Origin of the sequence: Pseudomonas typographi (genome assembly GCF_014694385.1) — a bacterium.
GTDB lineage: Bacteria > Pseudomonadota > Gammaproteobacteria > Pseudomonadales > Pseudomonadaceae > Aquipseudomonas > Aquipseudomonas typographi.
This window is the reverse complement of the sequence record NZ_JAAOCA010000007.1, coordinates 141,884-164,743: the sequence shown is the minus strand read 5'-3', so window position 1 is coordinate 164,743 and position 22,860 is coordinate 141,884. Positions and strand designations below refer to the sequence as shown.

The following is a 22,860-nucleotide window of genomic DNA, read 5'->3' as shown; positions in this document are numbered from 1 at the left end:
ACAGGCCGGGCGCCAAGCTGTATCATTTTTGACAAGCGCCACAGTACACACTGGCCCGCTGCCCCAGGCGGGTTTCACGCAGGGGCTTGCCGCATACCTTGCACGGCAAGCCGGCGCGGCCATAAGCGAATAGCTCCTGCTGGAAATAACCGGGTTGGCCATCTCCGCCGATAAAGTCGCGTAGCGTAGTGCCGCCCCGCTCGATGGCATGAGCGAGGACTCGCTTGATCTCAATGGCCAGGCGCAAATAACGCGCGCGAGAAATCCCACCCGCTTCGCGGCGCGGGTCGATACCGGCGGCGAACAATGCTTCCGTGGCGTAGATGTTGCCCACGCCCACCACGATGGCGTTGTCCATGATGAACGGCTTGACCGCCATGATGCGGCCACGGGACAACTGGAACAGCCGCTCGCCGTCGAACAGGTCGGTCAATGGCTCCGGGCCGAGGCTGGCCAGCAGCTCATGGGCGTGCGGGTCGGTGCTCCACAGCATCGCGCCGAACCGCCGCGGGTCGGTATAGCGCAGCGCCATGCCCGACTCCAGCTCGATGTCGACATGCTCGTGCTTGAGCGCCGCCAACCCCGCCGCCACCAGCCGCAAATTGCCAGACATCCCCAAGTGGGCGATCAATGTACCCACTTCGGCGTTGATCAGCAGGTATTTGGCCCGCCGCTGCACGCTGACGATGCGTTGGCCCGACAGCCGCGCGTCCAGGTCTTCGGGAATGGGCCAGCGCAAGCGCCGGTCACGCACGATCACCTGGCTTACGCGTTGGCCTTCCAGGTATGGCGCGATGCCGCGGCGGGTGGTTTCGACTTCAGGCAATTCCGGCATGGGTCACTCTCCGCGGGCGCCCAGTTCGCGGACCGTTTCGGCCAGGTTGTCGAAGTCATATTCGCTAAGGCCAACGTAGTCCAGCACCAAGGGCGCGACCGCCTGCCATTCGTGATCCACCGCCTGGTTACCGATCACCCGATACGAGGCACCGATGTGCTCGGCCATTTTAAGGATCGACAACAGGTTCTTCAGCGGCGCTTGTTTGCTGGACTCGTCGCTGAAAACCGCCAAGGCATTGTGATGGTTGGCAATGGCATCGCACACATGCCCCGGCAGGCGCCAGGAACGCGCGGTGTAGTAGCCCACCACGGCGTGGTTGGTGTTGAAGCGCTGGTTCTCGGTGTCGACCACGCGGGTGCCTGGCTTGGCCTGGGCATAGGCAAGCTCGAGCACGGCCATGTAATCGGGGAACCGCTTGAGCATCAGCGGCACGCCACAGTCGTGGAACAACCCCAGGGCGTAGGCTTCGTCCACCGCCTGTGAGCCCAGGCGCTTGGCCAAGGTAGCGCAGGCATTGGCCACATCCTGGGCCGTGTCCCAAAAGCGGTTGAGGGTCACGATGGTTTCATCGCTCATCTGGCCCTTGATCGATTGTGCATTGATCAAGTTGATCACCGACCGGCCACCCAGCAAATTGACCGCCCGCTTGATCGAGGTGATGCGATTCGATAGCCCGTAATGTGGGGAATTGATGATCTTCAGCAGCGACCCGGACAGCCCGGGATCTTGGGATACCAGGCGGGCGATGGTCGCCAGGTCGGGATCGGGCTGATATTGCTCCATCTGCAAATCGACCAGAATCTGCGGCTGCGGCGGCACACTGATGCCTTGCAGCGCCTGCTCGATTTGCTCGGGGGATAACTCTGGGGACATGGCTGCGGCTCCGGCTGCTGCCGGCATTGTACCTGCCCTACCGCCGTTTTACAGCCGCCGGCGTGAACCTTGCCCGGCGCCCGTAGAAAGTAACCCTTATGTTCCCCACGCCAAACTAAGGTTGTTGCCTATGCTTAAGCCAATCGGCCAGGCCTTGTTTGCCCTCTGGGTAGTAAACCAATTGCTTATCCAAACTAAAGTTATACGACAATACGGTTTGCACCAACTGATATTGAACAGCGACTTCTATCGCCGCTTTTAGATCTTCCTCCAAAGGCCTGTAGATTTTGTCCAGATCAACGATGGCAAGATGCGTGTCGTCCGCCGCTTTAGCCAGCTTTTCCAAGGCCTCTTTGACTGCAGCCGAGGCCCCGGTGGTGATTGCGGTTGCGACCTGGGCATCGGCGCTTTTCCTGAACTTGGCCAACTCCAATGCATTCACCTCGCCATCGGCTATGCATTTATCGATTTCACTTTGAAGCGTTTTATTCAGCGACGCGACCCATAGGCGCGGCAGGATATCGCTCATTATTTAACTCCCTTCGTTATCGCTTTCCATTGACTATAGAACAGGCTTATCACTAAGCAATAACTGGGTGTATATTTTCAACTTAGGGGCCAATGCAACCTTGGCTTTCAATCCAATATGAACGCGCTCAGGTATAAAAGCGCTTAAGCGCTTTTCCCGCTATAATTGCCCCTTTTTTCTCGGAAGCCCCTGATGCCCTTGCCCAGCCTTCGCCTCAAAGCCAATGCCGATCGCCGCCTGCGCGCTGGCCACTTGTGGGTTTACAGTAACGAAGTGGATGTGGCGGTCACGCCGTTGCAGGGTTTCGCCGCCGGCGCCCAGGCGCTGCTGGAAGCCGCTGGGGGCAAGCCGCTCGGCATCGTAGCCATGAGCCCAAACAACTTGATTTGTGCGCGGTTGGTGTCTCGCGACCCTAAGCTTGCGCTAGACAAATCACTGTTGGTGCACCGCTTGAACGTGGCCTTGTCGCTGCGCGAACGGCTGTTCGACAAACCCTTCTATCGCCTGGTCTATGGCGACTCCGACTTGCTACCAGGGCTGGTGGTCGATCGTTTCGGTGACCACTTGGTGGTGCAGTTGGCCTCGGCGACCATGGAGGCGCTCAAGGCCGACGTTCAGGCCGCACTGGTGCAGGTGTTGCAGCCACGCGGCATCCTGTTCAAGAACGACTCCTCGGCGCGCGATGCCGAAGGCCTGCAGCGGTATGTCGAAACCGCCTTTGGGGCAGTCCCCGAATGGGTTCGGCTGGAAGAGAACGGCGTACAATTCCAAGCCCCAGTGATCGAAGGCCAGAAAACCGGCTGGTTCTACGACCACCGTATGAACCGTGCGCGCCTGGCACCCTACGTCAAGGGCAAGCGGGTACTGGATTTGTTCAGTTACATTGGCGGTTGGGGCGTGCAGGCCGGCGCTTTCGGCGCTAGCGAGGTTTTTTGCGTCGACGCTTCGGGCTTCGCGCTCGATGGCGTAGAGCGCAACGCCGCCCTCAATGGCATTGGTGAAAAAGTCACCTGCGTTGAGGGCGACGCCTTCGAGGCCCTCCGGGGGCTGAAAGCGGCAGAGGAGCGCTTCGACGTGATCATTGCCGACCCGCCGGCATTCATCAAACGCAAGAAAGACCTCAAAAACGGTGAGGGCGCGTACCGGCGCCTGAACGAACAGGCCATGCGGCTACTGGCACGCGACGGCATCCTGGTCAGCGCCTCCTGCTCGATGCACCTGCCCGAAGACGACCTGCAGAACATCCTGCTGACCAGTGCCCGGCACCTGGACCGCAACATCCAGTTGCTGGAACGGGGCGGCCAGGGCCCGGACCATCCGGTGCACCCGGCCATCGTCGAAACCCGCTACATCAAAAGCCTGACAGTGCGCTTGCTGCCCAACAGTTGATCACAGGTTAAGCACCGCGCTGGCTATGCCAAAGTAGACCAGCACCCCGGCGGCATCGGCAATCGAGGTGATCAACGGGCCGCTGGCGGTGGCCGGGTCCATGCGCAGGCGGTTGAAGGCGAACGGCAGGCTCATGCCGATCACGCTGCCGAACAATACGATGATCAGCATGCTGCTGGCCACGATCAAAGCGATGTCCCAGCCGCCGCGCAATACACCGAGGGTAGACACCGCAACCGCCATCGTGCAGCCCAACGCCAGCGCCACCAGGCATTCACGGCCCAGTAAACGAACCCAGTCACGCAGCACCACCTCGCCGGTGGCCAATGCCCGCACCATCAGCGTGGCCGATTGGGCACCGGCATTGCCGCCGCTGTCTACCAACAGCGGTAGGAAGAACACCAGTGCGATGTTCGCTGCGATCACATCCTCGAAAGCCGCGATACCGGCGCCGGAGAACAAGTTGCCAAACACCAGCAGCACCAGCCAGAACACCCGCTTGCGATACAGCAGGCCAACGGTGGCATCCTTCAGGTTGCCAATATGTTGGGCAATGCTGGCGCCTTTGTGGAAATCTTCAGTGGCTTCGCTGACCACCACGTCCATCGCATCGTCACAGGTCACGATACCGACCAGCCGCTGCTGGGCATCGAGGATCGGCAGCGCCAGCAAATCATAATCGTTGATCAGCCGGGCGATGCGCTCGGCGGGGGTATCGACGTGGGCATGCACCACCGGGCTGACCATCAGCGCCGCCAGCGGCTGGTCGGCGGGCGCGACAATCAACTGGCGCAGCGAAAGGGTGCCCAGCAGCCGGCGGTTCTCATCGAGAATGTAGTTCTGGTAGATCGTTTCGGCATCGCCCGCTTGCGCGCGCAAGGCATCGATGGCCTGGGCAGCGGTCAGTTGCGCGGGCAGCCACGAGTAGTCACTGGTCATCAGCGCACCGGCAGTGCCTTCATCGTAGCTGCACAGTTTGAGCACATCTTCCCGTTCGGCCCGTGCCAACGCGGGTAATAGCCGGCCGCGCGGCAAGGCGTCGAGGTGGTTGACCAGGTCAGCACGTTCGTCGGCCGACATTGCACCGAGCAGTTGCCCCAGGCAAGGCACCGGCATGATAGCGACCAGTTCAGCCTGGCGCTCCAAGGGCAAGTAACCGAACACCTGTGCGCGCTTGCGCAGTTCGAGGCCGTCGAGTACTTCCAAGCGATAGTGGGGCGTGCCAACAGTTTCCAGATAGCGGGCTATGTCCGCAGCCAGCAGGTTGTTGGCTTGCAGGCGGGCTCCTTCGCTCACCGCTGCCAGGGCGGCGGGTGCGCGAGAAGCATCGAGGGTTTGCATCATGCATACTCCGGGCAGGGCCACCCGGGCTGCGGAACGGTACCAGCCTACCGGGCGGAAAAATTCAAGGGTGGGCAGGGACTGGGAAGGTCCATTTGGAGAATCCTGGCTACCGCACATGCGGCGCGCAGATACTAGGAAAGTGGCGGGCTCGGCGCCATCCCCCGCAGAGGCTTTCAGAATGGTCCTACACAGGTTTACCTATATTTGGGCCAACGATCGCCGCCAAGCCCCCGTTGCCGGGGCTTTTTGGTAAAGTTTCCTACACTTCTCTAGGAATCGGCTGCTAGCGAAAATGTGCCACGGTTTTCTATCCTGCCCCCTCTCATAGCCAAGCCCGTCGCCCCCATGAAGCCGCACAACCGAAACGCCACCATGTTCCTGATCCTCACCTTGGTCTTGCTGGGCGCGCTGCCCATCGACCTGCTGCTGCCCGCGCTGCCGGCGATGGCGGCGCATTTCGCCCTGCCATTGGAAGACGTCGCCCTGGCCACCAGCCTGTATGCCCTTGGCGTCGCCGCCGCACAACCGTGTGTCGGCCCGCTCGCCGGCCGTTGGGGGCGCAAGGCGGTGCTGGTCGCCGGGCTGGCGCTGTCGGGCATCGCCGCGGCGGGTGTGGTGTTGGTCGAGCAGGGCTGGGCCTTGCTGGCGCTGCGCGCATTGCAGGGGTTCGGCTGCGGCAGCCTGGTGCTGGTGCACGCCTTGCTGGCCGGGCGGCACGCCGGTGGCCAGCGCGTGCGGGCGGTGGCGGCATTGCTCGGCGCGGTATTCATCGCCCTGGCGCCGTTGCTGGGCGCCTGGTTGCAACATGATTATGGCTGGCAGGCGGTATTCCTGGCCTATGAGTTTCTAGTGCTGTTCGCGGTGGGCTTGATGATCGGCGTGCTCGACGAAGAGCCTGCCGAAGGCCACGCAAGCTGGCGCAGCCATTGGGCGGCATACTACCAAGAGGCCCGCCGGCCGGGCGTGGTGGGTTACTCTTCGCTGGCCGCACTGGCATTCGCTTGCCACTTCATGGCGCTGGTCGCCCTGCCCGTGGCCGGCACGCTGGTGTTCAGCCTACAGCCATGGGCCATTGCCCTGGCCTTGTTGGGTTATGGCATCGCGGCCCTGGCCAGCGAAGCCGCGGCCGGTGGGTTGGGGCAGGCCCTAAGCCCGAACAACCAGATCCGCCTGGGGCTGGCCCTCAATGCCCTGGCCACCGCGGCGCTGGCGATGTCGCTTCGCGAGGGCGCCCTGGGCTGGTTTCTTGGCCCGTTGCTGGCCACCACGCTGGGCACCGCGCTGGTGCGTACCGGTGCCACCATACAAGCGCTGGAACGCGCAAACGCCACCGCGGGGGCCAAAGTGCTGGGCAACAGCCTCACCTTCGCCTGCGCCGGCCTGCTCAGCCTGCTGGCGCTACAGGTCGAGAGCGATACCCGGCTCGGGCTGCTGGTGCTCTATGTGGCCGTTACCCTTGTTGCGTCCCTGGTGTTGGCCTGCGTCACCGAAACCCAGGTGGCCGAGCGCAACGCGGTGAACCTTTAATCTCCAACGGCGTTCACTCCATCGGCTGGCGGTGTAGAATCGGCGGATTCATCGCCAGTCATCCCCCGGCGGGTTTATGAGCTCGGCCTGACCGCACGGTGATCCCGCGCCGGTGCAGGCCACACCCATGCCAAGCGGCTATCTGCCAATTGGGCACAGGCCAAGAAAGCTCGACTCTTACAGAAACCTGATTAGCCGTCCGGAGTGCTTCATGCCCGATTACCGCTCGAAAACATCTACCCATGGCCGCAACATGGCCGGTGCGCGCGCCTTGTGGCGCGCCACCGGCATGAAAGATGACGATTTCAAAAAACCGATCATCGCCATCGCCAACTCCTTCACCCAGTTCGTACCGGGCCATGTGCACCTCAAAGACCTCGGGCAACTGGTTGCCCGCGAGATCGAACGCGCCGGTGGCGTAGCCAAGGAATTCAATACCATCGCCGTGGACGACGGCATCGCCATGGGCCACGATGGCATGCTCTATTCGCTGCCCAGCCGTGAAATCATCGCCGACTCGGTGGAGTACATGGTCAATGCCCACTGCGCAGACGCCATCGTATGCATCTCCAACTGCGACAAAATCACCCCCGGCATGTTGATGGCCGCCTTGCGCTTGAACATCCCGGTGGTGTTCGTGTCTGGCGGGCCGATGGAAGCGGGCAAGACCAAGCTGGCCAGCCACGGCCTTGACCTGGTCGATGCCATGGTGATCGCCGCCGACTCCAGCGCCTCCGACGAAAAAGTCGCCGAATACGAGCGCAGCGCCTGCCCCACCTGCGGTTCGTGCTCTGGCATGTTCACCGCCAACTCCATGAACTGCCTGACCGAAGCCCTGGGCCTGGCCTTGCCAGGCAATGGCTCGATCGTGGCCACCCACGCCGACCGCGAACAGTTGTTCCTGCGCGCCGGCCGTACCGCGGTGGAGTTGTGCCGGCGCTACTACCAAGGCAACGACGAATCGGTATTGCCGCGCAACATCGCCAACTTCAAGGCGTTCGAGAACGCCATGACCATGGACATCGCCATGGGCGGGTCGACCAATACCATCCTGCACTTGCTGGCCGCGGCCCAGGAGGGCGAGATCCCGTTCGACCTGCGCGACATCGACCGGCTGAGCCGTTCGGTCCCGCAGTTGTGCAAGGTGGCACCGAACACGCCGAAGTACCACATGGAGGACGTACACCGGGCCGGCGGCATTTTCGGCATTCTCGGCGAATTGGCCCGTGGCGGCCTGTTGCACACCGACGTGAGCACCGTGCATGCCCCAACCATGGCCGAAGGCATCGCCCAGTGGGACATCAAGGTCAGTGATGACCAGGCCGTGCATGAGTTCTACCGTGCCGGCCCCGCGGGCATCCCGACCCAGGTTGCCTTCAGCCAGGCCACCCGCTGGGATAGCCTCGACAGCGACCGTGCCGACGGCTGCATCCGTAGCCTGGAACATGCCTACTCCCGCGAGGGCGGCCTGGCCGTGCTGTATGGCAACATCGCGGTAGACGGCTGCGTGGTCAAGACGGCCGGCGTGGATGAGTCCATCCACGTGTTCGAAGGTACCGCCAAGGTATTTGAGAGCCAGGACGGCGCGGTACGCGGCATTTTGGGCGATGAAGTGAAAGCCGGTGACGTGGTGATCATCCGCTATGAGGGCCCCAAGGGCGGCCCCGGCATGCAGGAAATGCTCTACCCCACCTCTTACCTGAAGTCCAAGGGGCTGGGCAAAGTCTGCGCGCTGCTCACCGATGGCCGCTTCTCCGGCGGCACCTCGGGGCTGTCGATCGGCCACGCCTCCCCGGAAGCCGCCGCCGGCGGCGCCATCGGCTTGGTACGCGATGGCGACAAGATCCTGATCGACATCCCGAACCGTGGCATCAACCTGCTGGTCGATGATGCGGAACTGGCGTCGCGCCGCGCCGAGCAGGATAAAAAAGGCTGGAAGCCGGCCGAGCCACGCGCGCGCCGCGTGACCACCGCGCTCAAAGCCTACGCATTGCTGGCCACCAGTGCCGACAAGGGCGCGGTGCGCGACAAGGCGCTGCTCGACGGCTGAGCGCCCGAGCCTAGGAGGGCGGCCCAGCCGCCCTTACCTTTGCTTACTGAATATCCTCCGGCTTGACCACCACCCAGTTCTTGTCCACGGTGACCGGAAGGCCCTCGGCTTTCTGCGCTTCGGCGTTCTGCTTGATCATTGCGTTAAGTTCGTCCATGTACTTGGCCTTGCGGTTCACCCATAGGTGAATGCCGCCCTTGGCGGTATCCACATCAAACAGCATGTAACCGTCACTGGTAGGCGTATCGCCGCCGGCCAGCACCGGTTTCTTCCACCGGTCGATGTACGTGACGATGGCCGCCTGCTTACCGGCCATCCACGTGGCGGGGGTCCAGAGGTACGGTGTAAGCACCATGGCCTTGTTGGCATTGGGGTCGTAGTGCCCAGCGCTGATCTGCTTGCGGGCCGTGGTCAGTTCACCGGTTTGCGGGTTTTTGAGCAGCGTGGTCACCCCAATCACGTTCTGCGGTTTCACGTTATAGCCGTATCGGGGGTCGGCGGCGACCATGCGCACCAACTCCTCCGAGGCGGCGCTTATCACGTACACCTCGATGCCGTTTTCCATGAGTTTGTTGAAAAGCTCGGCTTGGCCGGTGAACACTTTGGGCGGCTGCACATCGATGGCGGTTACCTTGTCGCCATCGAAGTAGGTGCTAGGAATGGGCTTGCCGTAGGCCATTAGCTCATCCACATAGCCCTTGAGCTGTGTGAGGGTAAAACCTGCGAACACCTGGGCCACCCAGGGGTAGCACACCATGTCGTCGATTTCGCACAGCCGGTAGTAGTAGCTGAACAGGCTCTCTTTGTGTTCGGCCGTGTCTTTGAAAGGCATCAGCTTAAGCGAAGGGTCCAACGTGTCGCGGGTCAGCACGCCTTTGTTTTCGAGAAACGGCAACAGCGACTCTTCAAGGTCGTAGCGGTAGCTGGTGTTGTCCATGTCGAACACCGCGTAATTGCCCTTGTGGGCATTGGCGGCAATCATGGCGTCGAGCTGCTTGGCCGCCGCGGCGGGCCAATGCTTAAGCTCGGTGGCGGCATGGACGGTGCTGGCCATCGCCAGGCACATCGCAGCGGCGAACGGTTTGAACGCGAGTTTCATGGAAAGCCTCCCCCGGAATAGTCCTGGAAAGCTAGCAAAGGTTCATGAAACGCGGCGGTTCAGTGCGACCTGCAGTTAAGCCGGGGCGGCAATACATGCCTATGCGCGACGTTCCCACACTTCAAAATGGTAAGCCGGCTTGCCATCGGTAGGCGGGTTGGGGATATCAGACACCTTGTGCCATACCTGCTGGTCGAACGCTGGGAACCAGGCATCGCCTTGTGGGCTAAGCTCGACGCGGGTGAGGTACAGGCGGTCGGCATGGGGAAGGCCCAACTCGTACAACTGCGCGCCGCCGATCAGCATGATCTCGTTCACCCCCTGTTCGCGCGCCCAGGCTTGCGCCCGCGCCACGGCGGCGCGCAGCGACGGGTACACCTCGGCACCGGCCAGCACCAGCCCAGGCTGGCGGCTGACCACCAGGTTGAGCCGCCCAGGCAGCGGCCGGCCAAGTGAATCCCAGGTTTTGCGGCCCATGATGATGGGCTTACCCAGGGTAGTGGCCTTGAAATACTGAAAATCACCCGGCAAATGCCAGGGCATGGCGTTATCCACGCCGATCACGCCATTCTCGCCATGGGCAGCGATCAGGCTGAGTGTAGGGGGCTTGTTCATGCCCAGATCATAACAGAGGCCTGGCCGCTCAGGTTATGCTGCACCCTACGTAAACGATGGACTGCCGTGTGACTGCACTGGAAAAACTCTGGCTGACCGAAGCCATTCATTGGCGCGAAACGCACGCCGGCCCACTCGAAGACAGCGAGGCCGTGCGCCTGGCGCGCCGCCAGGGGGGCACCTTGGGCGAGCGCCTGCAATACCGCGCGCACCTGCTGGCCGAGCGTGACGGCCTGCTGTTGGCCCTGCGCCGTTGGCGCCAGGGCGCGCAGCTAGCGCTGGGCCTGTTGCTGCTGCTGGCACTGGCCAGCGGGGTGGGCATGGCCTTGGCCGCGTTGGGCGACGGCAGCCGGCCGGTCAATGTGTTCTGGGCCCTGGGTAGCTTGTTGGGTTTGAACCTGCTGATGCTGGCGGGTTGGTGCGCCAGCGCCGTGGCCAGCCGCCATGGTGCGGCGCTGGGCCGCCTATGGCTGTGGCTGAGCGCCCGCCTGGCACGCGACGCCCAAGCCGCCCACCTCGCCCCGGCGCTGTGGCTGCTATTGCAGCGCCACCACCTGGCACGCTGGCTGTTGGGCAGCGCAGCCCATGGGCTGTGGTTGCTCAGCGCCCTCAGTACGCTGGCCACCCTTTTGCTGATGCTCGCCACCCGGCGCTACGGCTTTGTGTGGGAAACCACCTTGCTAGGCAGCGATACATTCGTGAGCCTCACCCACGCGCTGGGGGCGCTGCCAGCCGCGCTGGGCTTCAACGTGCCCGATAGCGACGCCATCCGCGCCAGTGGTGACGCGGCCTTGGCCAGCGCTCGCCAGCCTTGGGCCAGTTGGTTGCTCGGCGTACTGGTGTGCTATGGCGTGCTGCCACGCGCCGTGCTGGCGCTGCTCTGCTGGTACAACTGGCGCCGAGGCCGCGCGCGGCTGCTGGCCGCGCCTGGGCACTCGGCGAGCGAAGCGTTGCGCGAGCGCCTGATGCCCAGCAGCGAACGCTTGGGGGTCACCGACCCGGCGCCACGCTTCACCCTCGGCGAAGCTGCCCGGCACACCGAACCCAGCAACAGCGATGCCGTGCTGGCGGGCATCGAGCTAGACGATCAGCGGCCATGGCCACCGCCGCTGCCGGCGGGCACCCACGATGCCGGCGTGGTGGATGACCACGCCTCGCGCCAGCACCTGCTCGAAACCCTCACCGCCCAACCACCGGCCAGGTTATTGCTGGCCTGCGACCCGCAACGCTCGGCAGACCGTGGCACCCTGGCGCTGCTGGCTGAACTGAGCCGCTGCGCCGGCGCCACCCGGGTATGGTTGCTACCGAAGGCGGCCCAAGGCACCGCGCCAGATCCACAGCGCCTGGCCGACTGGCAGGCGGCGCTCGACCGGCTGGGCTTGCCCCACGGCACCGAGCCTGAGCTGCCTACCCGATGGCTGGAGGGCCGTAATGAATGAGCCGCTGAAACTGGCCGTGGTAGGCCACACCAACGTCGGCAAAACCTCCTTGCTGCGCACGCTGACCCGCGACGTGGGCTTCGGTGAAGTGTCTCACCGGCCGAGCACCACGCGCCATGTCGAAGGGGCACGGCTGTCGGTGGGCGGCCAAGCACTGGTGGAACTGTACGATACCCCTGGCCTGGAAGATGCCATCGCCCTGCTGGCGCACCTGGACCGCCTCGATGAACCCGGCGAACGCCTCGACGGCCCCGCGCGCATCGCGCGCTTTCTGCAAGGTAGCGAAGCGCGTCAGCGCTTCGAGCAAGAGGCCAAGGTGCTGCGCCAATTGATGGCCAGCGACGCCGGCCTGTATGTGATCGACGCCCGTGAGCCGGTGTTGGCCAAGTACCGCGACGAACTCGAGGTGTTGGCCGCCTGCGGCAAGCCGCTGTTGCCGGTGCTCAATTTTGTTGCCAGCGACAACCACCGTGAGCCGCAGTGGCGCGAGGCGCTGGCGCGCCTGGGCTTGCATGCGCTGGTACGCTTCGACAGCGTGGCGCCGCCGCACGACGGCGAGCAGCGGCTGTACCAAAGCCTTGCTCTGTTACTGGAACCTGCCCGCCAAACCCTGGAGCGGCTGGTGCAAGACCACCAGCAGCAACGGCTGCGCCGCCGCGCCGCCGCGCAGCAATTGGTCGCCGAACTGCTGCTCGACTGCGCCGCCTGCCGCCGGGGCGTCAGCAGCGGCCAGCAAGGCCCGGCGGTGCAAGCGCTGCGCCAAGCCATTCGCGCCCGCGAGCAACGATGCGTCGAGGCGTTGCTAGGGCTTTATGCCTTCCGCCATAACGACGCCAGCACCAGTGACTTGCCGCTGCTCGACGGTCGATGGGGCGATGACTTATTCAACCCGGAAACCCTGCGCCAACTGGGCGTGAAGGTGGGTGGCGGCCTGGCGGCCGGTGCCGCCGCGGGGGCCGGGATCGACCTGATGGTGGGCGGGCTCACCCTGGGCCTGGCAGCCTTGGCTGGCGCCCTGGCCGGCGGTGCCGTGCAAACGGCGCGCGGCTATGGCGGGCGCCTGCTGGGCAAGCTCAAAGGCCAACGCGAACTGACGGTAGACGATGCCGTGCTGCGCCTGCTGGCGTTACGCCAAGGGCAGTTGGTCCAGGCCCTGGAAGCCCGCGGCCATGCGGCCGTGGCGGCGATCACCGTGCAAAGCCCGCAGGCCGACCGCTGGCGCCAGGGCAAATTGCCGGCAGCACTGGCCAAGGCCCGCGCCCACCCGGCGTGGTCCACCCTCAACCCAGGCGCCCGGCCAGCGGATGAAGAGCGCCTGCGCACGCTGCAAAGCCTCGCCGCGCAGGTGCTGCTGGAGGGTGATTAGCGAGCGGCGCGCAGTAGCCGCAGGCCGTTGAACACCACCAGCAGGCTCACGCCCATGTCGGCGAACACCGCCATCCACAGGGTGGCCATGCCGGCGAAGGTAAACCCGAGGAACACCGCTTTGATGGCCAGGGCCAATACGATGTTCTGCACCAGTACGTTACGCGTGCGCCGTGACAGGCGAATAAAGGCCGGGATCTTGCGCAAGTCGTCGTCCATCAGGGCCACGTCCGCCGTTTCGATGGCCGAGTCGGTGCCCGCCGCGCCCATGGCGAAGCCGAGGTCTGCCCGCGCCAGCGCTGGGGCGTCGTTGATACCGTCACCCACCATGCCGACCTGCTGCCCACGGTCCACCAGCGCCTCGATCGCGGCCAGCTTGTCTTCAGGCAGTAGGTCGCCGCGTGCTTCGTCGATGCCCACTTGCGCGGCAATGGCCTTGGCTGTGTGGGCGTTATCGCCGGTCAGCATCAAGGTCTTCACCCCCAGCTCATGCAACTGGGTGATCGCTTCGCGGCTGGCCGGGCGTACGGTGTCGGCCACTGCGAACAACGCCAGCGCGCCGCCTGGGCCGCACAACAATACCGCGGTTTTGCCCTGGGACTCGTAGCCTTCCAGGTGCGCTTCAAGCTCGGCGCTGCACAGCCCCATCTCGTGGACCAACCGATGGTTGCCCAGGTGATACAGCTCACCGTCCATCCGCCCCTTCACGCCGCGCCCGGGCAACGCCTCAAAGCCTTCTACCTCGGCCCGCTCGCCAGCCGGCGCCGCCTGGCCCACCGCCCGTGACACCGGGTGGTCCGAGCGCAGCGCTAGGCTCGCCGCCAGTTGCTGCAGGCGTGCGCTAGCGATGCGCGTATCCAGTGCCAGCCAATCGGTTTGGGTTGGCCGGCCGAAGGTCAAGGTGCCGGTTTTGTCCAGCGCCAGCACCTTCAGCCGGTGGCCGTTCTCCAAAAACACCCCACCCTTGATCAAGATACCCCGCCGGGCCGCCGCGGCCAGGCCGCTGACGATCGACACCGGTGTCGAGATCACCAGCGCGCAGGGGCAGGCCACCACCAACAACACCAGGGCCCGGTAGATCCAGTCGAGCCAAGCCCCGCCCAGCAGCAATGGCGGCAATACGGCGGCCAGCACGGCCATCGCGAACACGGCGGGGGTATAAATGCGCGAAAACCGATCGACGAAGCGCTGCGTGGGCGCTTTGGCGCTTTGCGCCTGCTCCACCGCATGGATGATGCGGCTGAGGGTGGAATCGCCGGCGGCGGCGGTAGCCCGGTATTCCAGCGAACCCGACTGGTTGATGGTACCGGCGAACACCTTGTCGCCCGTCGCTTTCTCCACCGGCAGGCTTTCGCCGGTGATCGGCGCTTGGTCGACGGTCGACTGCCCAGCGCTGACCTCGCCGTCCAGCGCAATCCGCTCCCCTGGCCGCACACGCACGGTAGCCCCTACCGCCACGGCCTTGGCGTCGACCTCCAACCATTGCCCGCCTGGCTGGCGAATGGTGGCCATGGTGGGGGCCAACTGCATCAAGCTGCCGATGGCATTGCGCGCACGCGCCAACGAGCGTGCCTCGATCCACTCGGCCACCGTGAACAGGAACATCACCATCGCCGCTTCCGGGAACTGCCCGATCAACACCGCGCCGGTCACCGCAATGCTCATCAGCGCATTGATGTTCAAGTTCAAGTGCTTCAGGGCGATCCACCCTTTGCGGTAAGTGCCCAGGCCACAGGCCAGGATAGACACCAACGCCAACGCGCCGGTTAACCACAGCGGTGCTCCGCCGGCCAAATGCACCGCCTCGGCCGCCAGCGCGGCCACCCCCGCCACGCCGAGCGACCACCATGGCGTGCGCACGGCTGGCGCGGGGCCTTCGTCTTCGCCTTGCCCTTCCAATGGCTGCGCGCTCATACCCAGAGACGCGATGGCCTGCATGATCGGCTCGGTGGAAGCCAGCGTATGGCGCACCCCCAAGGTGCGGCTGAGCAGGTTGAACTCCAATTGCTGCACACCGGCCAACTTGCCCAGGCTGCTCTGGATAAGCGTTTGCTCGGTGGGGCAGTCCATTTGCTCGATGCGAAACTGGCTCAAGGTGCCCGTTTCATCGCCGCCCGCCTGCAGCGTGACGGTGGTCGGGCCAGCGTCGCCGTGATCGTGATCGTGATCGTGATCGTGATCGTGATCGTGATCGTGATCGTGATCGTGATCGTGATCGTGATCGTGATCGTGGGCGTGATCGTGATCGTGATCGTGATCGTGGGCGTGATCGTGGGCGTGGGCACAAGATCCCCCGTGGGCGTGCCCATGCGCACCTTCAGGTGCCGGGCGCGCTGGGGCAAGCGGGGCTTGGCCGGCAGGCGGGGCAACGCGGGTGAAAATGGGTTCACTCATGGTGGTGAGCTCCTGGCAGCGGGTTATGGTTGCCAAGTACACACCCTGTAGCCACTATAGGGTCAAGCCCTTCAAGGAGGTTGCCATGAAAATCGGCGAACTGGCCAACGCCACCGGTTGCCCGGTCGAAACCATCCGCTACTACGAGCGCGAGCAGCTATTGCCCGCCCCCGCCCGCAGCGACGGCAACTACCGGCAATACACCCAAGCCCATGCCGAGCGGCTCACGTTCATCCGCAACTGCCGGGTGCTGGACATGACCCTCGACGAAATCCGCAGCCTGCTGAACCTGCGTGACAGCCGTATCGACCCGTGCGAGCAGGTCAACGCCCTGGTCGACGAGCACATCGACCATGTACGGGCGCGCATTGACGGCCTGCGGGCGCTGGAAGCGCAGCTCGTAGAACTGCGCCAGCGCTGCGCCGGGCCATCGGCCACCGAGCACTGTTCGATCCTGCAGCGGCTGGAAGAAAACGGCGCCGTGATGGCGCCGGATGTGGAACATTCGCACGTGGGGCGGTCACACGGGCATTGAGTTAACCCATAGGCGCTAGAACAGTAGCGCCACCGGCCGGGCTATGGGATCTAAAACGCTTCAACGCTCCGCTGAGGGTTGGCTTACCCTGCGCTACCCCCCCACAAAGGCCTGCGGCGACGGATGTTGTGCTTGAGCCTGCAGCGCATCGTCTAGTTTCCTGCGAGCCAATTCAATCAAGTGCACGACCGCGACGGCATGGTCCCGTGGGTTACCGAGCAGGTTGTCGGCACTTTCATAAGCAGTCGCTTGGGCGCAACGAAGCAGCTCTTCGGCGTCGCAGATCAGATGTTCGAGGGTACGCGTTTGAAGTTGTCAACATGGTCTTGCTCCTAGCGTTATGGAGCTGCCAGAGGTCTTCCTACGGGCTTTGGGTGGCAGCTGTACGCGGGGTAGGAATACCGGAACGCTAGGCACCCGGCCACGCAAAAGCGTGCCCGCGCACAGCCGCCATAACGCGCTGCAAGCGAACTGCCTTACAGTCGAACGGTCGGCACGTGCGCGCCTAGATAGTTCTAGGTTCCTACGCCCAAGTCGCTGAATGGGCTGCGACAGGCGCAAGGGTAGCGAGGTATGACCTGCGGGTGGAAGCATCCGGCTCATTCACCTTGCGAGGCTAGCCGCAAGCTGGCGAGCTCGCTCGGCTTTCGAAACGAGCGTTGGGTACCCCACACTCCACTAACGCAGGGTTTCCTGATTTAAACGGCCATCGGCGCCGTCATCGGCGCATGGTGCTCGTAGCCTTCCAGGCTGAAATCCCCCGGCTCCACCTGCGCCAACCACTCGGGTTGGTACACGCCGGTGGCTGCGAATGCCGGTACACGCTCGGCAATCACCAGCCGGGGCGGGGCCAGCGGTTCGCGACGCAGTTGTTCGCGCAGCATGTCCAAGTGGTTTTCGTAGACGTGCGCATCGCCGATGAAGTAGGTGAACCAGCGAGGGGTATAGCCGGTCAGCCGAGCGAACAACGAAAGCAGGGCCGCGCCTTCGGCGAGGTTGAACGGGGTGCCCAGGCCCAAGTCGTTGGAGCGGATGTACAGCGTCAGCGACAGCTCACGGGTGCTTGCGTTGGGGTGGAACTGGTACAGCAAATGGCAAGGCGGCAGCGCCATTTCGTCGAGCTGGGCGCAGTTCCAGCCGTGGAAGAGGATGCGCCGGCTGCCGGGGTTGTTGACGATGGTGTCCAGGCACTGGCGCACTTGGTCGATGGCCTTGTACAGCACCACGAAGCGCTCGCCATGCTCCACGCCCTCGGCGATGGGGGCAAACCCTTGGGCCTGGCTGAAGTCGATGGCGGCTTGGTCGTTCACGGCGATGCGCTTGTAGGCTGGCCATTGGCGCCACTGCACGCCGTAGATTTCACCCAGGTCGTCAGTGCCCTGGCGGAACGGGTTGTTCAGCCATTGCGCGTTCTCATTGGCGTTCTGGTCCCAAACCTTGCAGCCCAGCGCGCGAAACTCAGCGGCGTTGTTCACACCACGCAAAAAGCCGCACATTTCACCGATGGCCGCCTTGAACGCCAGCTTGCGGGTCGTGATCGCCGGGAAGCCCTCGGCGAGGTCGAAACGCAGCATCGCACCGGGAAAGCTCAAGGTGTCAGTGCCGGTGCGGTTGCTTTGCCGGCTACCGTGCTGGATCACGTGGGCGACGAGGTCGAGGTATTGCTTCATGTTTTGTCCACAAAGGCGGGGCACGCCCCGCCGCTATACGAATTAATGCGCGCTGGCTACGCGCCCCTGGCGGCGGTAAGCCAGCCACAGCAGCAGCAACCCTGCGACGATCATCGGCAGGCACAGCACCTGGCCCATGGTGAGCCAGCCGAACGCCAGGTAGCCCAACTGCGCATCGGGCATGCGCACGAACTCGACGGCGAAACGGAAGATACCGTAAAACAATGCGAACAGGCCGGACACCGCCATGGTCGGCCGCGGCTTGCGTGAAAACAGCCACAGGATAACGAACAATGCCACGCCTTCGAGGGCGAACTGGTAAAGCTGCGACGGGTGGCGCGGCAACTGCGCCGGGTCGCTGAACGGCGGGAAGACCATCGCCCAGGGCAGGTCGGTAGGTTTGCCCCACAGCTCGGCATTGATGAAGTTGCCCAGCCGGCCGGCGCCCAAGCCGATGGGCACGAAGGGCGCGATGAAGTCCATCAGCTCGAAGAACCCCTTGTTGTTACGCTTGCCAAACCACCACGCCGCCAGCATCACCCCGATGAAGCCGCCGTGAAACGACATGCCGCCCTTCCAGACTTCGAAAATCAGCGTGGGCTGGGCGATATAGGCGGGCAGGTCATAGAACAGCACGTAGCCCAAGCGCCCGCCAACGATCACGCCCATGGCGCACCAGAACACCAGGTCCGACAGCTTTTCACGGTTCCAGGTAGGGTCGAAGCGCGGCAGCCGGCGCGAGGCCAATAGCCAGGCACTGCCGATGCCGATCAGGTACATCAGGCCGTACCAATGGATTTTCAGGGGCCCTATCGCGACGGCGACGGGGTCGATCTGCGGGTAAGGCAGCATTGCGGGTCCTCGAGATCAAGGCGTCAGGTAGCCGGGCACTATGCGCTGCGCGGCAAACGCACACTAGCCACGCAGTGATGAAATTTATTGCATGAACGCCTGCATGGGGTGTGCATGTTAACCGATGGGCACAGAACAAACAGCCCGCGACTTCGTGAACGCACCGGCTGGGTATTCACGTAAAGTCGAGCCTAAGCGTGTGACATTAGGGAATGATTACCGTATGTGCCTGATCGTATTCGCCTGGCGCCCTGGCCACCACCTTCCATTGCTGGTGGCGGGCAACCGCGATGAGTTCTATGGGCGCCCCAGCGCCGCGTTGGCGGCCTGGCCGCAGGTGGCCGGCGTATATGCCGGGCGCGACTTGGAGGCTGGTGGTACCTGGCTGGGCATCGGCCCACATGGGCGTTTCGCCGCGGTGACCAACATCCGCGCAGCGGGGCAACCGCGGGCGCCGCGCTCGCGTGGCGAACTGGTAGCCGGGTTTCTCACCGCCAGCCAGCCATTGGCCGCTTACGCGCAGCAGGTGATGCAACGGGCAGCGGAGTACGCAGGCTTCAACCTGCTGCTCGGCGATGGCCAGCAGCTTTGCCACTTGGCCAGCCACAGTGCGCCGCGGTTGCTGCCCGAAGGGGTATATGGCTTGAGTAATGCCGGGCTGGACACGCCCTGGCCGAAAGTGCTGCGCGCCCGCTCGGCCCTGCAAGCGGCGTTGCCTGATGCCCAGCCGCCTGCGCTGTTCGAACTGTTGGCCGACGACCAACCGCCCCCCGACGACGCCTTGCCAGACACCGGCGTGGGCTTGGCCACTGAGCGTTTGCTGGCCACGGCCTTTATCAAGAGCGCCGACTACGGCACCCGTGCCAGCACGCTGCTGTACGCCTATGCCAACGGCGAACGCGTGCTGCTGGAGCGCAGCTTCGGCCCATTCGGCGAGGCCGCCGGCGAGGTGCGGATCAGAGCGTTTTCGGAGCCTGCGGGTTGATCATCCGGCCCAACCCTTGGTTCTTCAGCGCCAGTTGCAGGGAACTGTGGATCACCTGCGGGTTGTCGATCTTCATCAGTTGGGCCAGCAGTTCGCGGGACTTCGCGTAGCTGACTTGGCGCAGCATCCACTTCACCTTGGGCAGGTTGGTGGCATTCATCGACAGGCTGTCGAAACCCATGGCCATCAGCAAAACCGCCGCCGCCGGGTCACCCGCCATCTCGCCGCAGATGCTCACCGGCTTGCCTTCGGCATGGGCTTCGGTGACCACGTGTTGCAGCGCCTGCAGCACGGCGGGGTGCAGGTAGTCGTAGAGGTCGGCCACGCGCGGGTTATTACGGTCGACCGCCAACAGGTACTGGGTCAGGTCGTTGGAGCCCACCGAGAGAAAGTCGACCTGCCGCGACAGCTCCCGCGTGAGGTACACCGCCGCGGGAATCTCGACCATGACCCCCACCGGCGGCATCGGCACGTCGGTGCCTTCATCGCGCACCTCGCCCCAGGCGCGGTGGATCAAATGCATCGCCTCTTCCACCTCGTGGGTGCCGGAAATCATCGGCAGCAGGATGCGCAGGTTGTTCAACCCTTCACTGGCCTTGAGCATGGCCCGTGCCTGCACCAGGAAAATCTCCGGGTGGTCGAGGGTCACGCGGATCCCGCGCCAACCCAAGAAGGGGTTTTCCTCATGGATCGGGAAATACGACAGCGATTTGTCGCCGCCGATGTCCAGGCTGCGCATGGTCACCGGCAAGGGATGGAACGCCACCAGTTGCTCGCGGTAGATGGCCAGCTGTTCTTTCTCGCTTGGGAAGCGCTGGTTGATCATGAACGGCACTTCGGTGCGGTACAGCCCCACGCCCTCGGCGCCGCGCTGTTGAGCGCGGGCCACGTCGGCCAACAGCCCGGTGTTGACCCACAACGGGATGCGGTGGCCGTCTGTGGTCACGCAGGGCAGCTCGCGCAGGGCATCCAGGCCCTTGGCCAGCTCGCGCTCGTCGGCGACCACCGCCGAGTACTGCTTGCGCAGGATCTCACTGGGGTTGGTGAACACTTCGCCGTGGTAGCCATCGACGATCATCTCGATGCCGTCGACCTTCGAATAGGGCAGGTCTACCAGGCCCATGACGGTAGGGATACCCATGGCACGGGCGAGGATCGCCACATGGGAGTTCCCCGAGCCCATGACCGATACCAAGCCCACCAGCTTGCCTTCAGGCACTTCGCCGAGCATGGCCGGGGTCAGCTCTTCGCTGACCAGAATGGTGTTGTCCGGGTAAACCAAGGTCTGCTGGCGGGCCTGCTGCAAGTAGGCCAACAGCCGGCGGCCGAGGTCTTTCACGTCTGAGGCACGTTCGCGCAGGTAGGCATCGTCCATCAGTTCGAAACGGCTGACGTGCTCTCCCACTACCTGGCGCAGGGCACCCTGGGCCCACTGGCCGGTTTTGATAACCTGGGTGACCTCACTGCCCAGCGAGGCATCGTCGAGCATCATCAGGTACACGTCGAACAATGCGCGCTCTTCGGGGCGTAGTTGCGTGGCGAGCTTGGCCGACAATGTGCGCATGTCACTGCGCACGCCTTCCAGCGCGTGCTGGAACAGTTGCAGCTCCGAGCCGATATCGGCCACGGTTTTGTCGGGGACCACTTCCAGGTCAGCTGGTGGCAGCACCACCAGCGCGGTACCCACCGCTGCCCCCGGCGAGCCGGGTACGCCGACGAACTTGGCTTCCTGGTGCCTGGCCTTGCCGGCGCGGTCCAGCCCGCGGATGGAGCCGGTGGCCTCGGCATGGGCGATCACCCCGGCCAGTTGCGCGCTCATCGTTACCAGGAAGGCTTCTTCGCCTTCATCGAACTGGCGGCGCTCCTTTTGCTGCACCACCAATACCCCCACCACGCGGCGGTGGTGGATGATTGGCGCACCGAGGAAGGAAGCAAAGCGCTCCTCGCCGGTTTCGGCAAAGTAACGATAACGCGGGTGGGCCGCGGCGTCTTCCAGGTTCAGCGGCTCTTCACGGGTGCCAACCAAACCGACCAGGCCTTCGTTGGGTGCCATGCTGACGCGGCCAATCGAGCGTTTGTTCAAACCCTCGCTGGCCATCAACACGAAACGATTGGCCTGTGGATCGAGCAGGTACACCGAGCACACCTGGCTGCCCATGGCCTCCTTGACGCGCAAGACAATAATGCCCAATGCCGCCTTGAGATCCTTGGCGGAGTTAACTTCCTGGACGATCTTGCGCAGCGTATTGAGCATGGCTCGGGGTCGGACTCCGTCGTCAGTCGCGTGCCAAAAGGCGCGGGGCTAGCTCTTTGAGCGCACGGCGGTAAACCTCGCGCTTGAATGTGACCACCTGCCCCAATGGGTACCAATAGCTGACCCAACGCCAACCATCGAATTCGGGCTTTCCGGTCAGGTCCATGCGCACCCGCTGTTCGTTCGACAGCAGGCGCAGTAAGAACCATTTTTGCTTTTGGCCAATGCACAGCGGCTGGCTGTGGGTTCGCACCAAGCGCTGGGGCAAACGGTAGCGCAGCCAACCCCGGGTGCACGCCAGTACTTGAACATCCTGGCGCTCCAACCCCACTTCTTCGGTCAGTTCGCGGTACAGCGCCTGTTCCGGGGTTTCGTTGGGGTTGATACCCCCTTGGGGAAACTGCCAGGCATCCTGGTTGATGCGTCGCGCCCACAGCACCTGGCCAGCATCATTAGTCAAAATGATGCCAACATTGGGGCGAAAACCATCGGGGTCGATCACGGCAGCAACCTCGCAAACGCATGTTCGGGCATTGTTCCATAAAGCCCGGCAAAGCGGCAACGAGCGGCCTACCTTATATGGTGGTTTCTGAAAAGCCCTAGTAGTTGCCCGCCGCCACGCCAATGTGTGACCGCGCGCAACGAAGCCTCAGGCGGGCTTGGCCAGCATCAGCACTAAAAGCGCCAGCAAGATCGCCACCGCCACCCCGGCCAAGCCCAACACCCAACGGCCTTGGGCACCCAGCGCAGGCGTGGCCACGGGCGTACTGGTACGTAGCCGGCGCACGCGCTGTAGCAGCACCAGCCAAGCCAAGGCGCCGATGATGTAAAGCGCCGAGCCGGCCAATAGCCATGCCTGGCTCAACGGCCAGCCTACGGTGTGCACCAACCACCAGCCACTGATCGGAAAACTCGCCAGCGCCACACCCATCACGGCCCAGGCCGCCCACCACGGGCGGTCCAGGGTGCTGGCGAACAGCCGGTGGTCGCCTGCGCGCCAACTGCTTGCCGCGCGCCAAAGCACCGTGCCCACGCTGCCCAGCAGCAACGCGGTGGCCAACAGGTGAACCGCTTTGAGGGTAGTGAGGGTATCCATGGTGCC

21 protein-coding genes are annotated in these 22,860 nt (G+C 63.9%); 8 read left to right on the top strand and 13 right to left on the bottom strand.

From position 1 onward, the window contains the following. Positions 1-22: 22 nt before the first annotated feature. The 3 genes from mutM to HAQ05_RS07440 all read right to left on the bottom strand — a co-directional run bounded on the left by mutM (position 23) and on the right by HAQ05_RS07440 (position 2,240). Positions 23-835 carry a bifunctional DNA-formamidopyrimidine glycosylase/DNA-(apurinic or apyrimidinic site) lyase gene (mutM, locus tag HAQ05_RS07450; RefSeq protein WP_190418975.1) on the bottom strand — a complete coding sequence of 271 codons (813 nt, stop codon included), beginning with the start codon at positions 833-835 and terminating at the stop codon, positions 23-25. Positions 836-838: 3 nt separating this feature from the next. Then, positions 839-1,657: an HDOD domain-containing protein gene (locus HAQ05_RS07445; protein WP_420825757.1), complete on the bottom strand. Its 819-nt coding sequence runs from the start codon at positions 1,655-1,657 to the stop codon at positions 839-841. Between the two features lie 169 nt (positions 1,658-1,826). Beyond that, positions 1,827-2,240 (bottom strand): hypothetical protein, encoded by a 414-nt coding sequence (locus HAQ05_RS07440; protein ID WP_190418970.1) that lies wholly within the window; start codon positions 2,238-2,240, stop codon positions 1,827-1,829. Positions 2,241-2,432: 192 nt separating this feature from the next. On the opposite strand from HAQ05_RS07440, the gene HAQ05_RS07435 reads away from it, so the two are divergent. After that, on the top strand, positions 2,433-3,629 hold the full coding sequence (locus HAQ05_RS07435; RefSeq protein ID WP_190418968.1) for a class I SAM-dependent rRNA methyltransferase: 1,197 nt from the start codon (positions 2,433-2,435) through the stop codon (positions 3,627-3,629). On the opposite strand, the gene mgtE is transcribed toward HAQ05_RS07435, so the two are convergent. Beyond that, positions 3,630-4,973: a magnesium transporter gene (gene mgtE, locus HAQ05_RS07430; protein ID WP_238934986.1), complete on the bottom strand. Its 1,344-nt coding sequence runs from the start codon at positions 4,971-4,973 to the stop codon at positions 3,630-3,632. 372 nt (positions 4,974-5,345) lie between these two features. On the opposite strand from mgtE, the gene HAQ05_RS07425 reads away from it, so the two are divergent. Then, positions 5,346-6,500: an MFS transporter gene (locus HAQ05_RS07425; RefSeq protein WP_190418966.1), complete on the top strand. Its 1,155-nt coding sequence runs from the start codon at positions 5,346-5,348 to the stop codon at positions 6,498-6,500. Between the two features lie 211 nt (positions 6,501-6,711). Continuing rightward, the gene (gene ilvD / locus HAQ05_RS07420; RefSeq protein ID WP_190418964.1) at positions 6,712-8,550 is read left to right on the top strand and encodes a dihydroxy-acid dehydratase; all 1,839 of its coding nucleotides are present in this window, start codon (positions 6,712-6,714) and stop codon (positions 8,548-8,550) included. 43 nt (positions 8,551-8,593) lie between these two features. Here the strand turns inward: ilvD and HAQ05_RS07415 are convergent, their stop codons facing one another. Both HAQ05_RS07415 and HAQ05_RS07410 read right to left on the bottom strand, forming a co-directional pair. Further along, positions 8,594-9,649, bottom strand: a complete 1,056-nt coding sequence (locus HAQ05_RS07415; RefSeq protein WP_420825752.1) for an HAD family hydrolase — start codon at positions 9,647-9,649, stop codon at positions 8,594-8,596. 99 nt (positions 9,650-9,748) lie between these two features. Further along, on the bottom strand, positions 9,749-10,264 hold the full coding sequence (locus HAQ05_RS07410; RefSeq protein ID WP_190418962.1) for a dihydrofolate reductase: 516 nt from the start codon (positions 10,262-10,264) through the stop codon (positions 9,749-9,751). Between the two features lie 56 nt (positions 10,265-10,320). Here HAQ05_RS07410 and HAQ05_RS07405 point away from each other — a divergent pair, with 56 nt between their 5' ends. Further along, positions 10,321-11,703 (top strand): DUF2868 domain-containing protein, encoded by a 1,383-nt coding sequence (locus HAQ05_RS07405; RefSeq protein WP_190418960.1) that lies wholly within the window; start codon positions 10,321-10,323, stop codon positions 11,701-11,703. Next, complete coding sequence (locus HAQ05_RS07400; protein WP_190418958.1) at positions 11,696-13,069, top strand: GTPase/DUF3482 domain-containing protein; 1,374 nt, start codon at positions 11,696-11,698, stop codon at positions 13,067-13,069. The genes HAQ05_RS07405 and HAQ05_RS07400 overlap by 8 nt, the downstream gene beginning before the upstream one ends. On the opposite strand, the gene HAQ05_RS07395 is transcribed toward HAQ05_RS07400, so the two are convergent. Then, the gene (locus tag HAQ05_RS07395; RefSeq protein WP_420825751.1) at positions 13,066-15,162 is read right to left on the bottom strand and encodes a heavy metal translocating P-type ATPase; all 2,097 of its coding nucleotides are present in this window, start codon (positions 15,160-15,162) and stop codon (positions 13,066-13,068) included. The genes HAQ05_RS07400 and HAQ05_RS07395 overlap by 4 nt on opposite strands. Between HAQ05_RS07395 and HAQ05_RS28570 the strand changes: the two genes are divergently transcribed. Then, positions 15,139-15,513, top strand: coding sequence for a hypothetical protein (locus tag HAQ05_RS28570; protein WP_238936480.1), 375 nt, complete (start codon positions 15,139-15,141; stop codon positions 15,511-15,513). The genes HAQ05_RS07395 and HAQ05_RS28570 overlap by 24 nt on opposite strands. 34 nt (positions 15,514-15,547) lie before the next feature. Then, a complete protein-coding gene (cadR, locus tag HAQ05_RS07390; protein ID WP_190418954.1) occupies positions 15,548-15,997 on the top strand; it encodes a Cd(II)/Pb(II)-responsive transcriptional regulator in 450 nt (149 codons plus the stop codon). A 93-nt stretch (positions 15,998-16,090) separates the two neighbouring features. On the opposite strand, the gene HAQ05_RS29395 is transcribed toward cadR, so the two are convergent. The 3 genes from HAQ05_RS29395 to lgt all read right to left on the bottom strand — a co-directional run bounded on the left by HAQ05_RS29395 (position 16,091) and on the right by lgt (position 18,519). Further along, on the bottom strand, positions 16,091-16,282 hold the full coding sequence (locus HAQ05_RS29395) for a DUF6124 family protein (protein ID WP_420825756.1): 192 nt from the start codon (positions 16,280-16,282) through the stop codon (positions 16,091-16,093). Positions 16,283-16,695: 413 nt separating this feature from the next. Then, positions 16,696-17,667: a thymidylate synthase gene (locus tag HAQ05_RS07385; RefSeq protein ID WP_190418952.1), complete on the bottom strand. Its 972-nt coding sequence runs from the start codon at positions 17,665-17,667 to the stop codon at positions 16,696-16,698. Between the two features lie 42 nt (positions 17,668-17,709). Next, positions 17,710-18,519 (bottom strand): prolipoprotein diacylglyceryl transferase, encoded by an 810-nt coding sequence (gene lgt / locus HAQ05_RS07380; protein WP_190418950.1) that lies wholly within the window; start codon positions 18,517-18,519, stop codon positions 17,710-17,712. Positions 18,520-18,742: 223 nt separating this feature from the next. Here lgt and HAQ05_RS07375 point away from each other — a divergent pair, with 223 nt between their 5' ends. Continuing rightward, entirely contained in the window at positions 18,743-19,504 is a 762-nt protein-coding gene (locus HAQ05_RS07375; protein ID WP_190418948.1) for an NRDE family protein, read from the top strand. Here HAQ05_RS07375 and ptsP read toward each other — a convergent pair. The 3 genes from ptsP to HAQ05_RS07360 all read right to left on the bottom strand — a co-directional run bounded on the left by ptsP (position 19,476) and on the right by HAQ05_RS07360 (position 22,854). Further along, the gene (ptsP, locus tag HAQ05_RS07370) at positions 19,476-21,758 is read right to left on the bottom strand and encodes a phosphoenolpyruvate--protein phosphotransferase (RefSeq protein WP_190418946.1); all 2,283 of its coding nucleotides are present in this window, start codon (positions 21,756-21,758) and stop codon (positions 19,476-19,478) included. The genes HAQ05_RS07375 and ptsP overlap by 29 nt on opposite strands. A 22-nt stretch (positions 21,759-21,780) precedes the next feature. Continuing rightward, positions 21,781-22,260 (bottom strand): RNA pyrophosphohydrolase, encoded by a 480-nt coding sequence (locus HAQ05_RS07365; protein WP_190418944.1) that lies wholly within the window; start codon positions 22,258-22,260, stop codon positions 21,781-21,783. A 147-nt stretch (positions 22,261-22,407) separates the two neighbouring features. Next, on the bottom strand, positions 22,408-22,854 hold the full coding sequence (locus tag HAQ05_RS07360; RefSeq protein WP_190418942.1) for a DUF2269 family protein: 447 nt from the start codon (positions 22,852-22,854) through the stop codon (positions 22,408-22,410). Between the last annotated feature and the right edge of the window lie 6 nt (positions 22,855-22,860).